This is a genomic window from Haloferula rosea (assembly GCF_016595525.1).
Classification (GTDB): Bacteria; Verrucomicrobiota; Verrucomicrobiia; order Verrucomicrobiales; family Akkermansiaceae; genus Haloferula; species Haloferula rosea.
In genome coordinates, this window is the sequence record NZ_JAENII010000008.1 from 138,097 (window position 1) to 154,295 (window position 16,199).

Annotated in this window: 10 protein-coding genes; 6 read left to right on the forward strand and 4 right to left on the reverse strand. The window is 61.0% G+C overall.

What is annotated here, in order from left to right:
- Positions 1–99: 99 nt before the first annotated feature.
- Positions 100–1,467: an asparagine--tRNA ligase gene (asnS, locus tag JIN81_RS11640; protein WP_200279482.1), complete on the reverse strand. Its 1,368-nt coding sequence runs from the start codon at positions 1,465–1,467 to the stop codon at positions 100–102.
- Between the two features lie 113 nt (positions 1,468–1,580).
- Between asnS and JIN81_RS11645 the strand changes: the two genes are divergently transcribed.
- Complete coding sequence (locus JIN81_RS11645) at positions 1,581–4,265, forward strand: PVC-type heme-binding CxxCH protein (RefSeq protein ID WP_200279485.1); 2,685 nt, start codon at positions 1,581–1,583, stop codon at positions 4,263–4,265.
- A 51-nt stretch (positions 4,266–4,316) separates the two neighbouring features.
- Here JIN81_RS11645 and JIN81_RS11650 read toward each other — a convergent pair whose 3' ends face one another.
- On the reverse strand, positions 4,317–5,417 hold the full coding sequence (locus JIN81_RS11650; RefSeq protein WP_200279488.1) for a metal-dependent hydrolase: 1,101 nt from the start codon (positions 5,415–5,417) through the stop codon (positions 4,317–4,319).
- Between the two features lie 66 nt (positions 5,418–5,483).
- Entirely contained in the window at positions 5,484–7,088 is a 1,605-nt protein-coding gene (locus JIN81_RS11655; RefSeq protein ID WP_200279491.1) for a sulfatase, read from the reverse strand.
- 229 nt (positions 7,089–7,317) lie between these two features.
- Between JIN81_RS11655 and coaD the strand changes: the two genes are divergently transcribed.
- The 3 genes from coaD (at position 7,318) to JIN81_RS11670 (ending at position 13,216) form a co-directional block, all read left to right on the forward strand.
- Positions 7,318–7,815, forward strand: coding sequence for a pantetheine-phosphate adenylyltransferase (gene coaD, locus JIN81_RS11660; RefSeq protein WP_200279494.1), 498 nt, complete (start codon positions 7,318–7,320; stop codon positions 7,813–7,815).
- Between the two features lie 38 nt (positions 7,816–7,853).
- Positions 7,854–9,674: a carbon starvation CstA family protein gene (locus JIN81_RS11665; RefSeq protein ID WP_200279497.1), complete on the forward strand. Its 1,821-nt coding sequence runs from the start codon at positions 7,854–7,856 to the stop codon at positions 9,672–9,674.
- Between the two features lie 68 nt (positions 9,675–9,742).
- Entirely contained in the window at positions 9,743–13,216 is a 3,474-nt protein-coding gene (locus tag JIN81_RS11670; protein ID WP_200279500.1) for a PQQ-dependent sugar dehydrogenase, read from the forward strand.
- Between the two features lie 4 nt (positions 13,217–13,220).
- Here JIN81_RS11670 and JIN81_RS11675 read toward each other — a convergent pair whose 3' ends face one another.
- Positions 13,221–14,015: an RDD family protein gene (locus JIN81_RS11675; RefSeq protein ID WP_200279503.1), complete on the reverse strand. Its 795-nt coding sequence runs from the start codon at positions 14,013–14,015 to the stop codon at positions 13,221–13,223.
- 129 nt (positions 14,016–14,144) lie between these two features.
- Between JIN81_RS11675 and JIN81_RS11680 the strand changes: the two genes are divergently transcribed.
- Positions 14,145–15,026 (forward strand): metallophosphoesterase family protein, encoded by an 882-nt coding sequence (locus JIN81_RS11680; protein ID WP_200279506.1) that lies wholly within the window; start codon positions 14,145–14,147, stop codon positions 15,024–15,026.
- A 116-nt stretch (positions 15,027–15,142) separates the two neighbouring features.
- Positions 15,143–16,132 (forward strand): malate dehydrogenase, encoded by a 990-nt coding sequence (locus tag JIN81_RS11685; protein ID WP_200279509.1) that lies wholly within the window; start codon positions 15,143–15,145, stop codon positions 16,130–16,132.
- Positions 16,133–16,199: the final 67 nt, after the last annotated feature.

Sequence of the window (16,199 nt, forward strand, 5' to 3'; positions counted from 1 at the left end):
GTTGATTTTTCGCGGCCTTCAGAAGATCCGCGCGCACCAAAAAACATCAAAAAAGGCCTCCACAAGCTCCGATTGCCTCCGGGATTCGCCGACAAATTCTCAAAACTCACAGTGGCCCGGGGTGCGGGCGAATGGGATCACGTCACGAATATTGGTCATCCCGGTGACGAACATGAGCATGCGCTCGAAGCCCATCCCGAAACCCGCGTGGGGCACCGTGCCAAAACGCCGGGTATCGACATACCATGAATACTCCTCGGTGGAGAGTCCGTGCCGCTCCATGTTGGCGAGCAGCACGTCGAGTCTCTCCTCCCGCTGACTTCCACCTACGATTTCGCCGATGCCCGGAACCAGAAGATCCATTGCGGTCACCGTCTTGTCGTCGTCATTCAGACGCATGTAGAAGGGTTTGATCTCCTTCGGGTAGTTGTAGACCGTGGTTGGCTTCTTGAAATGCTCCTCGGTGAGCCAACGCTCGTGCTCACTCTGCAGGTTGTGACCATACTCCACCGGATACTCGAACTTCACCCCGGACTTCTGGAGGATGTCCACCGCTTCGGTGTAGGACACCCGCTCGAACGCTTCGCTGGCAACGTGCTCGAGGCGGGCGCGCAGTCCTTTGTCGACGAAGCGCTCGAAGATCGCCAGATCCCCGTCCTGACCCTCGAGGGCTTCCTTCACCAGATACTTCACCATCTCTTCGGCGAGATCCATGTCACCCTGAAGATCACAGAATGCCATCTCCGGCTCGATCATCCAGAACTCCGCGGCATGCCTTGAGGTATTCGAATTCTCCGCACGAAAGGTAGGGCCAAAGGTGTAGATGCTGCCGAGAGCCGTAGCGAAAGCCTCGCCCTCCAGCTGGCCCGACACCGTCAGGTGGGTCGCCTTGCCAAAGAAATCCTCCTCGGCCTTCGCTGGCTTCGGGTCGGCAGGATCGTGAGTGGTGACGCGAAACATCTCCCCCGCCCCTTCGCAATCGCTCGCCGTGATGATGGGAGTGTGGATGTAGTGGAATGCCCGTTCCTGAAAGAACCGATGGACCGCGTAGCTCATCCGACTGCGGATCCGGAACATGGCGCCGTAGAGATTCGTCCGCGGGCGCAGGTGGGCGATGGATCGGAGGAACTCGGGCGAATGCCCCTTCTTCTGCAGCGGGAAGTCCTCGGGCGCGGTCCCAAGCAAACGCAACGACGTCGCGTGGACCTCCCACGACTGACCACCGCCCTGGGACGCGACCAGCTTGCCCACCACCACGACCGAAGCCCCGGTGGTCATTTTGGTCAGATCTTCGGAGCCCGGCGTCCCTTGATCCACGATGACCTGCAGGTTTCCAAGGCAGGATCCATCGTTGAGTTCCAAGAACGAGAAGGCCTTCGAGTCACGCCGGGTTCTCACCCAACCTGCCGCCTCAATGGAGGCAGCCGGTCCGGAGGCAGCCAGCAAGTCACGGATCACAGTTCGCATGCGCGCTATCTAGCCTCCAGCCCAGCCCGTCGCAAGCTCCCTTGGGACCGGGCGATGATTACGCATCATTTCCTGTAAAATGGCACCAAACCCTGCGTAAAGAGCCCACTCATATGACCAAGCGTGCGACCCTCACGGCCCTGGCGGCCTGCTCTCCCCTCCTCGCGGCGGATTGGAATCCCCCTCAAGCCGCCAGCAAAGTGGCACCCATGGCATTTGAAGTCCCGGAAGGCCTCGAGGTCACCGTGTGGGCATCCACACCGGACCTGTTCAACCCCACCAACATGGACATCGACGCGCAGGGTCGCATCTGGGTGGCGGAAGGAGTGAATTATCGCCGCCACAAGGGCCGCCGGCCCGGTGGTGACCGCATCGTGGTGCTTCAGGATACGGATGGCGACGGCAAGGCCGACAGCTCCCACACCTTCGTGCAGGAAGAGGGATTGATCGCGCCGCTGGGAGTCGGCGTTTTCGACAACGTCGTGGTCGTTTCCCAACCACCCGATCTGATCGTCTACACCGATGTCGATCGCGACTTAAAGTTCGACCCGGCCGTGGACAAGCGCGAGGTGCTGCTCACCGGATTCAATGCCCGCAACCACGATCACTCGCTGCATTCGGTGACCGGTGGGCCCGACGGCAAATGGTATTTCAACAACGGCAATTGCGGCGCGATCTTCACCGACCGCTCCGACAAGACCTTCACGCTCTACGGCGCGTATAAGGGCGGCGGCGGGGACTGGTTCGTCAACAGCAGCAAAGAGCTCAACAAGGCGAGTGATGATGGCTTCAAATGGACGTCCGGATTCTCCGCACGAATGAACCCGGATGGCACCGAGGTCGAGATCATCGGCCACGGCTATCGGAACTCCTACGAGCACGCGGTCAACTCGTTCGGCGAGCTGTTCCAGAACGACAATGACGATCCACCGGCGTGCCGGAATTCCTACGTCCTCGAATACGGCTCCGCAGGCTACTTTACCCGCGAAGGCCAGTCCTACCGCACGGTCAAGCGTCCGGGTCAGGACCATGGCAGAGCGCATTGGCGGCAGGATGATCCGGGAACCTTCGATGTCGGCGACATCTACGGGGGCGGCTCACCCACCGGTGTCGTCTTCTACGAGAACGGTGCCCTTGGCGATTCCTTCGCCGGAACCTTCCTCAGTTGTGAAGCTGGCCGCAACGTCATCTTCAGCTACCAGCCCGAAGTCCAGGGTGCTGGCTACAAGATGGAGCGTGGCACCTTCATGAACTCCAACCACGACGGCAAATTCGTGGGATCGGACTTCGTCGGCGGTGGCAAAGCCCAGGCGAAAACCGACAAGGGTGAGGTCGACCCGAAACAGTTCCGCCCTTCCGATGTCGCGGTCGGCGCGGATGGAGCCATCTACGTGACGGACTGGTTCGACCCCCGTGTCGGCGGCCACGCAGACCATGATGACTCATGCTCGGGAACCATCTACCGGATCGCACCCAAAGGTTTCAAAGCGGTGAATCCCGAGTTTGACCTGAACACGATCGAGGGCGCGATTGCCGCTCTCCGCAGCCCCGCTCCCAACGTGCGATGGACCGGTTTCGATGCCCTCAGGAAACAAGGAGCCCAGGCGCTGCCAGCCGTCTCGAAACTCCTCGGAGACAAGGACCCATGGATCGCCATTCGCGGGGTGTGGTTGCTTCCCTACCTCGGAGAAGACGGCATCACCAAGTGCACCGAGCTGCTGAAGTCGGGCGACGAACGCATTCAGCTCGTCGCCTTCCGTGCGCTGAAACGTGCCGGCAAGGACGTCTATGCCGCAGCAGCCCAACTCGCCCATGCTCCGTCAGCCGCCCTGCGCAGGGACGCCGCGCTCGCGATGCGTGGCCTGCCCGCCGACAAGGCAGCCCCCGTCCTGATCGAAGTCGCCAAGCACTGGGATGGTTCCGACAAGAACTACCTCGAAGCCATCGGCCTCGGTGCGGAGAACCAGGAGCCCGCCGTCTGGACCGCCATGCGCGAAACCCTTTCCCCCGGCGATCCACTGAAATGGAACGACTCCTTCGCCAAACTCACGTGGCGTCTGTGGCCGACCACCGCCATCGGCTCCCTCAAGGCCCGCGCGATGGCCCCCTCGTTGACCAAGGATCAGCGTGAGTTCGCGATCGAGTCCCTTTCGTTCATCGATGACCCGGCAGCGGCTGATGCCATGTTCGACCTGGTCACCCAGGATACCCAGATCAAGCCGGCTGCAACCCGTTGGCTGTTCGCACGGGGCACCGGCGCATGGGCCAGGTTCGGATTGAAGAAGCGCCTGAAGGAGACCGGCATCTACGACCCTGCCAAAATCGAGATCACCGAGATCATCATGCCCGGCAAGCCGGCGAGCACCAAGTTCTCTGATCAGGATGTGCTCAAGCTCAAGGGTGACGCCGAACGCGGCAAGTCCACCGCCATGAGGTGCGCCATGTGCCACAACATCAACGACGTGGGTCCACACTACGGCCCGGACCTCCGCGGCTGGGTGGCCCGCCAGGGAGAAGCCTCGGCCGTGCGATCCATCATCGACCCGTCCGCAGACATCGCCCACGGGTTCGGAGGCACCGCCGTGAACCTCAAGAACGGCAAGTGGATCGATGGCCTGATCATCGCCGATGGCGACCCTGTCGTCATCACGGCCAATGGAGGCATCACCCAGATGGTGCCGAAGAATCGGATCAAATCGCGCCAGAAGATGAACCGCTCACTGATGCTCAACGCGGACCAACTCGGCCTGTCCGCCCAGGACGTTGCCGACATCGTCGAGTGGCTCAAGAGCTACTAGGAACGTCGTTGTTCCAGTCAACGGAAATTCCTGCGACTTCACCCGGACCGCCTACTCCACCGTGGGCAGGTATTCCTGTGAGACCGATGGGTTGCCAATGAGCCGCGGCCGACCGGACCACTCGTCGAGCTCGCCCCAGATACGCCCCCACATGCGCTTCATCATCCCACCCATGTCGCGTTCCTCCTTGATGCGCGACTTCAATGGATCGCCCCGGCCATCCACCTGATACTCCCACGCGAAGATCGGCCTGAGCTCGAGTCCCCGGTCGTCCCACTCGCGGTATTCCCCGAAGCGCATGTCGACCAACCATACCCCGCGGCGCGTCTCGCGGGCCAGACACCACTCTTTCGAGAAACGCAGCACGCTTTTCACTTCGGAGGTGTCACGCCACTTCGATAGCACCTCGGGCTGCTTGGGGAAGATCGTCCAACGCATCGAGGGGTCACCATCGAGAAGAGACCGGTAACCGACCCAGAACTCGCCTTCCCGCTCAATGACTGCCCTCCACAATAGAATGGAGAAAGGCGCCGGAGCCTCCATCTTCCGATTCCAGTCGATTCCTCTCCTTTCCAGATCCCGGGTAATCGCCGCGGAGACCGATTGCTTCGCCCAGAAGCTCAAACCGACGTAGAAACATGAGATGCCCAGGCACACGGCGGTCATCTTGATTCCCTCCTTTTTTTTCCAGCGTTTCAGCTCGATGCGCAGACCCCAGATCACCGCTACGAGCAGCGGAATGGTGAAGAGAGGATCGATAATGAATAGATTGTCGAGCGAGACCGGCCGCACCGAGAACAGCCAGAGCACCTGCGTTCCGTAGGTCGTGAAGCAGTCGATCAGGATGTGGGTCGACCAGACGAGAAAGACGAACCAACCCGCACGAACCGGCGTGACCTTCTGCCTCTTCCAGCGCAGCGCGAACGGCTTCGCGAGCCCGAAGGTCACAAGCAGGAGGCAGAGGATGGAATGCGTGAAGCCCCGGTGCACCCGCAGGTCCCAAGCGGTATCAAGAAAAGGCACGAGCAAGGAATCCAAGTCCGGGATTGTCCCCAGAAGGGCACCCCAGCCGATCGCAGGACGACCAATCTTCGTGCCTAGCACAAGGGCTCCTACTGCCGCACCAAGGGCTGCCTGGGTGATTGAATCCACGGGCGCCAATCTCCCCGAGTTCCACGCCTCGCCAAGTGAAAAAGCCGATCGGCTTACAGATGGTGCTCAGCCGCCGGTATCCCAGAGGTTCTTGAAGGGCTCGCGCTCCTCATTCTCCGGCTCGTAGCGGGGATTCAAACGCGGGAGGTAGCGTGGCTCGACGTTCGCCTTGATCCACGACTTGAGCTGCTGGAACAACTTGTCGGTCAGCTCCGGCTTCTCCTCCGAAAGGTCCTTCTCCTCGAAGGGATCGGCCGGAATATCGTAAAGCTCCAGATTCCCATGCCAGTCCCAGATCAATTTCATGTCACCGACGCGGATGGCCGAGTGAGGGGTCAGTGGGAACCCGTTGTCGGGGTGCTTGACGATGACGTTGAACGGATAGTGCCAATAGAGCGTGCGCTCGGGTTGTTCGGCAGCGGGGTTCTCCAGGGATGGCAAGATGCTCTGGCCATCGACGTCGGCAGGAATCGGATTACCGGTCAGGGCTGCGAAGGTCGGCAGGAAATCGGTGCAGTCCACGACCGCATCGCACCACGCCGATTGATCGAATCGACCGGGCTGGAAGTAAACCAATGGCACCCGGACTCCCCCCTCATAAAGACAGGCCTTCCCGCCTTTGAACGGGGCGTTGTCGGTCGCCGCCGGATCCGTGTATTCCACCCCACCATTGTCCGAAGTGAACACGACCAGGGTATCATCCGCCAAGCCGGTCTCACCCAGTGCCTTCAGGATCGCCCCGACCGACTCGTCGAGGCTCTTCACCATGGCCGCATAGGTCGGGTTGTCGTGCCCCCCATTGCCAAGCTGGGGCTTCTTGGAGAAATGATCCACATCGTCCTGCTTTGCCTGGATGGGCGTGTGCACCGCGAAATGGCAGAAGTAGAGGAAGAAAGGTTGATCCGGTGTCTTCGCCCTTTCCTTCAGGTATGTCACCGCCTGAACCGTCAGGTCGTCGGTGAGATAATCCTCGCCCGTTGGAGCCCCCGCCTTCCCCGCGGCCGATTCCTTCTGTGGCATCTTCGGGAACGGCAGCTTCTTCTGGTTCCAACTGGGCCTCCAGTTGAAGTAGGACGATGCACCCGAGTCGAGGTAGGCGATCTCCGTGAATCCGTGGTCTCCAGGCTGCATGCCCTCGGCGCCATGCCCGCCTAGGTGCCACTTGCCGATGAACGCGCTGTCGTATCCCGAAAGGACCTTCGGCAGGGTCGGAAGCTCGGGCGATATCGCCGTCTTGGCATGGGCATTGCCCCACGCAAGGGTCCGGCGGATGGCGTCCTGATGACTGAACGCATCATGCGGACTGAAGCCATCCGGAACCGGTCTGCCCTGGTTGTAGTAGGTCGGCGTGCGTGGGGTCGCGGTTGTCACGCCCAGCCGAGCCGCAATCTTTCCGGTCATGATCGCGGCGCGGGTCGGGGAACACAACTGGTTGGCGTATGCCTGCGAGAACGCGACCCCCTGGTTCACCAACCGATCGAGATTGGGAGTCTCATAGACGAGTTCCGCCTCCTTCCGGCTTCCAAGTCGCACCGCATAAGCATTCACATCCATGATCCCGAGATCATCGGCCAGAATGAACACGATGTTCGGTGACTTGGACGGCGAGGCATGCCCGGCGGAGGTGATGCCGACCAAGGCGGACAGGAGGATGGAAACGAACTTTTTCATGGATGGCGGAATGACGGAGCTGAGCCTGACCCGCCCGACCTGCAACTCAACAAGAAACGTTCCCCTCATGGCTTGCTTGCCCAAGTTTCCGCGCGCCTCCCCCCATTCTGATTCAGCAGAATGAGCTCGAAAGTACTCCCGTCCTCCGCCGGACTTCCGAGCCGATCAAAGAGTCCAGCCATACACATTCGCCCCTTGGCATCTCGCTCCGGGCAACCAATCCTCCCCCATGCGCACCGCTGTCTATGCCGGATCCTTCGACCCTCCCACCAACGGCCACCTGTGGATGGTCGAACGAGGTTTGGAGATGTTCGACCGCCTCATCGTGGCGATCGGCGACAACCCGACGAAGAGCTACACCTTCACCATCGCCGAACGGTTGAAGTTGCTCGAAACCGCCATTCCCTCCTGCGAGCGCCTGACAGTCGCTCATTTCGACAATCGCTACCTCGTCGACTATGCCATCGAACACGATGCCCAGTTCATCCTCCGTGGCATCCGCAGTCAGGCCGACTACGAGTATGAGCGGATGATGCGTCACGTGAACAACGACCTGGCCCCGGAAATCACAACGACCTTCCTCATGCCCCCACGCGACATCGCCGAGGTGTCATCGAGCATGGTCAAGGGCCTGATCGGTCCCTCGGGATGGCAGGACACGGTTCGCCGATATGTCCCACAGACGGTTTTCGAAGCACTCGAGAAACGTAGCCAACCCATTCGCTAGGTCGGACACCGCCCGGTGCGGCACCTTTTCCCAAACCCATGACAACGCTGTTCATCGCGCTCGGCTCGCTGGTCCTCTACCTCGTCGCCTACCATACTTATGGGAAGTGGCTTGCCCGCCGGATCTTCAAGCTCGACCCCGACCGCATCCCGCCGTCGGTCGAACTGGAGGACGGAAACGATTACGTCCCCACTTCCAAAGGAGTCGTCTTCGGCCATCACTTCACCTCCATCGCCGGTACGGGACCCATCGTAGGACCCGCTCTCGCCGTGATCTGGGGTTGGGTCCCCGCCCTTCTCTGGGTGCTGTTCGGCTCCATCCTGATCGGAGCGGTCCATGATTTTGGATCGCTCGTCGTTTCGATGAGGAACAAGGGACAAACGGTTGGCGACATCTCCGGACGCATCCTCGCCCCCCGGGCACGCATCCTGTTCCTCTCCATCCTTTTCCTCGCCCTGACCATCGTCCTCGCAATCTTCGGCCTGGTGATTGCCAACGTCTTCAAGTTCTACCCGGCCTCCATCTTCCCCTGCTTGATCCAGATTCCCATCGCTGTGGTGATCGGCCTCTGGCTCCACCGCAAGGGCATGAACCTCACCCTGCCATCGCTTGTCGCGCTGGGTGTGATGTATCTCACGGTGTATCTCGGCGACTGGGGTCCCCTTGGGGCATTCAATGCCGCCCTTGCCGAATGGTCGGTTCTGACCTGGTGCGTCGTCCTGCTCCTCTATTCCTACGTGGCTTCAGTTCTGCCGGTATGGGTGCTCCTCCAGCCACGCGACTACATCAACTCACTGCAGCTTCTCTCGGCTCTGGCACTGGTGATCATCGGGTTGGTGATCGCAGCGCTGTTCGGCTTCGGCAGTGGAGCAGAAAAACAAGCACTCGAGATTGCGGCGGAGCCAATCCGTATCGGCGAGAACGCCCCACCGGGTGCACCACTCATGTTTCCCTTCCTTTTCGTGACCATCGCCTGTGGAGCGATCTCCGGATTTCACTGTCTCGTATCCTCGGGCACGTCGTCGAAGCAGCTCAAGAGCGAAGCGGACGCCCAATTCGTCGGCTACGGATCGATGCTCACCGAAGGGTTCCTAGCAGTGCTGGTCATTCTCGCCTGCGTGGCCGGGCTGGGTCTGGGAATTCCTGAGATCATCGATGGCGAGAAGACCGGAGCCATCCTCACCGGCGCCGACGCCTACCACGCCCGCTACGGCAGTTGGCAAGCCGCTGGCGGACTCCCTGCGAAAGTCGGTGCTTTCGTCGACGGCGCCGGGAATTTCATTCAAGCCCTCGGTCTTCCGGCGAAGTTCGCCATCGCCCTGATGGGCGTGTTCGTCGCCTCATTCGCGGCCACCACCCTCGACAGCGCGTGCCGACTTCAGCGCTACGTCACCCAGGAATTGGGTGCCGCGATTGGCCTCAAGGTGCTGACCAACAAACACGTGGCCACCATTTTCGCCATCGTCGTGGCCGGAGTCATCGCCGCCCTCCCCGGAGGACCGGGAAAACCCTACGGATCGGGAGGCCTGCTTCTCTGGCCGCTTTTTGGAGCGACCAATCAGTTGCTTGGGGGCCTCGCCTTCCTCGTCATCCTGTTCTGGATGTGGAGAAGAAACCTCCCTGTTTGGTTCGTCGCCATCCCCGCCCTGTTCATGCTCTTCCTGCCGGCTACCGCCATGATCCTCCAGCTCTTCGCCGGCGATGGTGCCTGGCTGACAGGCACCCAGCCGAACTACCTGCTTGGAGCCTTCGGGCTCGCCACCCTCGCCCTGGAGGCGTGGATCGTCGTCGAGGCAGCGGCGGCGTGGCCGAAGGCCAAGGGAGTGCTCGAGCCGGAGCTGACCCGGTCGGAATCGTGACCCGCTCGCCCTGCCCGATCAGAAGCTTCTTTATTTTCCCGGTGATTGTCCGAGGTTGAACCTTGATCGTGAAACCCATCTGCCTCGCCACCTTCTTCTTCTCGTCGCTGCCTGCGCTCTGCGCCCCTCCAACGGGCTCCATCACACGCCACGTATGGACCAATGTTTCCGGGGTCGCGGTCCCGGACCTTACCAACCTTTCCGACTATCCGGACTCCCCCGACACCAGCACCACTGCCTCTTCGTTTCTTGCGCCAACGAACTGGAGCAACAACTACGGAACCCGGATGTTTGGCTGGGTCCACGCCCCGGTCACGGGCGACTACACCTTCTACCTCCACGCAGATGACAATGCAGAGCTCTGGCTCAGCACCACCGTATCGCCCGATCAACGCCGAAGGATTGCCCGGGTCCCCGGATGGACCAATGCCGGCGACTGGAACAAGTTCCCGGAACAAACTTCCCCGATCATCACCCTCGAGGCCGGGAACTACTATTTCATCGAAGCGCTCCAGAAAGAGGAAGGTGGCGGAGACAACCTTGGGGTCGCCTGGTCCTACCCGGGTCAATCGCGAACCTACGTGCCCGGCGCGAGCCTGAGCCCGTGGCAGAATCTCGCCCCTGAAACGAACGATGATGTCGCCCACCTGCCCCCGGGCGGACAGGTCCGGATTCCAGTCCTCGCCAATGACCTCGATCCCAATGGCCGGGCCGACATCGACCCGGGCAGCCTCGCAGAAGGCACCCCGCCGACGAACGGAAGCCTCGCTATCGACCCGGTGAACGGACAGATCACCTACACCCACGATGGATCCCCGACCGTGAGCGATGTCTTCAGCTACTCGATCAGCGATCAAGCCGGGGCATCCTCGACGGCAAACGTCGTCATCACCATCAGCGACGCCCCACGACTTCCACTTGCGACTTCCACCATGCCCGAAAACGGCCCCGTCCAAGAGCTGACCCTGGTCGACGCATTTCCCGGCCTCGGATTCTCGGCCCCGGTCGGCATCGTGAGTCCGCCCGCCCCGGACCAGCGGCTCTTCATTCTCGAGAAAGGCGGCGACATCAGGCTGATTCCGGATCTGCAAAGCCCCAGCAACGTCCGGTTCATGGATCTCGACGGCCTCGTCAGCGGACGATCAGGCGAGGTCTTTCAAACCAGCAGCGAGCAGGGTCTCCTCGGTCTTGCCTTCCACCCTTCCTATGCCACGAACGGCCGCTTTTTCGTCGTCTACTCGGTGAACATCAGTGGCGTCCGCTACCAGCGGCTCTCCGAGTTCGCCGTCTCTCCGACGGACCCGAACTCAGCGAACACGGGCTCGGAAAAAATTCTCATCGAACAGCGGAACGAGGCCGGCAACCACAACGGCGGCGACCTGCATTTCGGGCCCGACGGATATCTCTACATGAGTTGGGGCGACGAAGGAAACGCCAACGACACCCTCAACAACTCGCAGACCATCACCAAGGATTTCTGGTCCTCCATCACCCGGATCGACGTCGACCTCGAAAGCGAGGATTACACTCCCACGGACGGCACGGGAAGCGACGACGACAGCGTCCCTCCCAACGACCACCCTGCCGTGGTGAAGGACAACCTCGGCAATCCACGCTACGAGGTTCCGGCCGACAATCCGTGGGTCGCAACGCCCGTCTTCAATGGTCAGAACCTCGACGTCGAGGATGTCCGGACGGAATTCTGGGCGGCGGGCCTGCGCAACCCGTGGCGCATGTCCTTCGACCCCGTGACCGGGGATCTCTGGTGTGGCGATGTCGGCCAGGGAGCATGGGAAGAGATCAATCTCATCGAACGCGGCGCCAACTACGAATGGGCATTTCGTGAGGGGAACCACAATGGAGTCAAATGGAACAACCGGCCTTCGGGTTGGACTCCGAACCAGCAACCCTCCGAAGGACCCAACCGCGGACCCGTGTGGCAATATTCCCATGGCTCCGGCCAGTTTGAGGGCAACTCGGTGACCGGCGGTGTTGTCTATCGGGGCAGCAGAATTCCCTCACTTGCCGGGCACTACGTCTTTGCCGACTATGGCTCGGGGAACATCTGGTCATTCGATGTGAATCAGAGCCCGCCAAACGTGCAGCGCATCGCAGGAGAAGGAGGCATCGTCGCCTTCGGGCATGACCCGACCAACGGCGATGTGCTGATGGCCGACATCGACAACGGGCTGATCCGCCGCCTTACCGCTGACACCACCGGTGACGTCTTCCCCGACACCTTGGCAGCTACCGGGCTGTTTGCCGATGCCACCACACTCACCCCGAATCCAGGGCTCATTCCCTACGACATCAATCTACCATTCTGGTCCGACCACGCGATCAAGTCACGTTGGTTCGGGCACCCGGAAACGTCCCCCACCCTCGCGTATAGCCGGGACGGAAACTGGGCATTCCCCACAGGGAGCACCTGGGTGAAGCACTTCGAACTCGAGACCGAACGCGGCAATCCGTCGACCCGCAAACGCATCGAGACCCGCGTGCTGGTCAAGACGGAGGAGGGATCCTACGGAGTGTCCTACCGCTGGAACAACGACGGAACCTCGGCAACTCTCGCCGATGCAGCCGGGGAGGAATTCGATCTGGCCATCATCGACGGGGGCGTTTCCAAGAACCAGCGCTGGCGCATCCCCTCTCACGCGGAATGCAACACCTGCCACTCCCCGCAAGCCGGCCACGCCCTCTCTTTTCAGACCCGCCAGCTCAACCGACCCGGGACGATCGGCGCATTCAGCGGAAACTTCGTATCAGTGCTCGAGCTCACCGGTTACCTGTCCGGCCTCACCGACGACCCGACAACGCTTCCTCGACACGTCCAACCGTCGGAAACCGACTACTCGCTGGAGGCACGCGCCCGATCCTGGCTCGATGTGAATTGCGCCTACTGCCACAGCGCCTCCGGCACGGTGCCCACGGACTGGGATGCCTCGGTCAGCCTTCCCCTCTTCGAAACCAACATCGTCAATGGTCTGCCCGGCACCGGCATTCTCGATCCCGATGACCGACTGGTCGTTCCCGGTGACGAATCCCACTCGGTGATCGTCCATCGTGCCGCGGCGCGCAACGGCTACACGCGGATGCCTCCACTGGCCACCTTCGAGACCGATGACACCGCCATCCAGCTACTCATTGACTGGATCGAAAGTGAGCTACCGTCCCGGCTGAGCTACGATGACTGGCGCAGTTCCTTCTTTGGCATGGACCCGCAGGGAGCCCCCGAGGTGGATGCCGATCTGGACGGGCGCGACAACCATCAGGAATACCTCGAGCAGACTCACCCGCTTCTGGCCGACGCCCCGGCGTCGCTCACCATCGCCCACACGAATGGATCGATCCGGGTTTCGCTCCCTGAACTGAGCGGACGCAGCCTGCGCCTCGAGTCATCCACCGACTTGCTCCATTGGACCCCATGGCCCGACCCGGAAAACAACGGCGTCCCGAGGGCGTCCGGGCAGGCTCTCGAAATCTCGATTCCTGATCCCAACGGTCGTCAGTTCTTCCGCTCCACCGTTGAGGAACGCTGAGCGACTACTCGACCGAATAGCCGTAGGAGATCAGCGCGAAGAATCCGAAAATGATCAACAGGATCAGGAACCAGCGCCACGCCTGGATCGTTTGATGGCCGACCGTCAGGTTCGCATCCCGGTCCCAGGACGTGATCCCGTTGTTGCTCAATCGGGTGCAGGCGGTGATCTGAGTCACTAGGGACACGAGCGGGATCCCCAGACCCAACCCACGATAATAGACTTTCAGGGAGCGCACCAAGGCCTCACCGAACGACAGTTTGCTGCCATCGGCATTGCGGATCGAGATGCGGAAGATCGCCTTCCCCGGTGTCGTGCCGAACAATGCCAGACTCACTGACTCCAACAGCGCGATGACGGCAAGGATCAGCACATTGAACAGGGTGTCAGAGATCTCCAATGCTTCAGGCAGCAGCATCCCAAGAACAATCCCGAGGCTGACACCGAAGATCATGATGTCGACCGACCGCGCCCAGAAGCGGATCCACGGCCTCACTTGTGGTCCCGAAGTCACCTGCTCCGCCACAGCGACTTGTGAAGCCGCACTCGGCGGCGCGTAGGGAGACAAGCTGCCGTCCTCCGATCGAACTTCTGAAGCCTCTCCTCCAACAGCGGATTCGACCGGTGACCCGAGATTTGCAAATGTTTCCAGCTCCGTCGACGGAACCCAGTCCGTCATGCCCTCGGCCCAGACCAGCGTCTCCTTCGGCAGACTTCCCGACCGGAACCGCTCGACCAGAACATCCTCATCCACCGGACCCTGCTGGGCTTCGAACTCACTGAAAAACCACTGTTTCATGACCTGAATGTTAGAGGATCCACCCATACCGGGCGCCTCAAAGATTACGGAGTAAATGGAAATCCATCCGTCGAGGCAACCCCGACATCATGCTCGCGCCACCACCCTTGGATCACTAACCTCACGACCATGCAGCGCCGACAGTTCATCCAAGTCAGCTCCATGGCCCTAGGCACCGGACTCTTGCCCGCTGCCACACGCGCCGCGAACCCCAAGGCGACCCCCGCCCTGACCATTGGCCTGCTCACTGATGTTCACTACGCCGACAAGCCCGCTAGAGGATCACGCTTCTACCGCGACAGCCTTGGAAAAGCTGAAGTCGCCGCCGAGTTCTTCAAGCGGATGAAGCCCGACCTCGTGCTTTGTCTGGGCGACCTCATCGACGCCGCTCCTTCGCTCGAGGAAGAAATTTCCGATCTGAAAACCATCAGCGAAGTGATCGACCGCTCCGGACGACCCCGCCGACACGTGCTGGGAAACCATTGCGTTCACACCCTGACCAAAGCCGAATTCTTCAAGCACGCAGCGCTCAGCCAGACCACAGGCCATTTCTCCGAGGTCATCGGAGGGACTCGGATCGTGGTCCTCGATGCCTGTTTCACCGGCGACATGGAGCCCTACCAAAGGAAGAATTTCGAGTGGACCGACACAAACATCCCAGAAGGGCAGCTCAAGTGGCTGGAGTCGGAGCTGAAGGCATCGAAGGAGCCTGCCGTGGTGTTCATCCACCAGCGGATCGACCGCCCGCCGAGCGATCACCACACGGTCAATCAGTCACCCCGCGTCCGACAGATTCTCGAGCGATCCGGCAAGGTCTCGGCAGTGTTCCAAGGGCACAGCCACCAGAATGATCTCACCACCCTCAACGGCATCGATTACTGCACCCTCGCGGCCATGGTCGAGGGCCAAGGGAGCGAAAAGAACGCCTACTCGCTGCTCGAGATCCATTCGGATGGATCGATGACCCTGAAAGGCTACCATCAGCAGGTCGGTCGGGAGTTCGGCGAGTGAGGCCAGGGGGCGATTTCCTCCCCCCATTCTCCGAGGAATTGTGCAGGACTTGCTCGGCAGTTGACCCAGAATGGGATCCGGTCATCTTGCCCCTGCCTACAGGCAAACCATCAGACATGAAGGACCCCATTACTGTATCCATCACGGGGGCAGCCGGAAACATCGGCTACGCCCTCCTTTTCCGCATCGCTTCCGGCTCGGTTTTCGGTCCCGATCAACCGGTGAACCTGAACCTCATCGAAATCGAACCCGCCTTGCCCGCCCTTCAGGGTGTGGTGATGGAGCTCGATGACTGCGCATTCCCACTGCTCAATGAGATCACGGCAACCGCCGATCTCAATGAAGGCTTCAAGGATGCCGATTGGGCACTCCTCGTCGGTTCCGTTCCGCGCAAGGCAGGCATGGAGCGCAATGACCTGCTCGGCATCAACGGCAAGATCTTCACAGGTCAGGGCCAGGCCATCGCCGCCAACGCCAAATCGAGCTGCCGCACCCTCGTGGTCGGCAACCCGTGCAACACGAACTGCCTGATCGCCATGTCCAATGCCGCCGGTCTTCCGAAGAACCAGTTCTTCGCCATGACCCGGCTCGACGAGAATCGCGCCAAGTCGCAGCTCGCTGCCAAAGCCGGCGTCCATTCCTCACAGGTCACCAACCTGTGCATTTGGGGCAACCACTCCGCCACGCAGTATCCGGACTTCACCAATGCCAAGATCGACGGCAAACCCGTCACCGAAGTCATCACCGACATCGACTGGCTCAAGGGTGAGTTCATCTCCACCGTGCAACAACGCGGTGCCGCCATCATCAAGGCACGGGGTGCTTCCTCCGCGGCATCCGCTGCCAACGCCGCGCTCGATACCGTCGTCAGCCTGATCAATCCGACTCCGGAAGGAGATTGGCACAGTGTCGCAGTCTGCTCGGACGGATCCTACGGCATTGAAGCAGGCATCATGGCGTCGATGCCGATCCGCACCAATGCCGATGGCACTTGGGAAGTCGTCCAAGGCGTGCCTGTGGATGAGTTCAGCCAGGAGAAGATCGATGCGACCATCGCCGAGCTTGTTGAAGAGCGCGATGCCGTCAAGGACCTGATCCCCGGTTGAGTGATCGCGCTGAACCTCAGCGCATCCTGATTCTCATACGCCCGGCTTTCCGCAATGGATCGCCGGG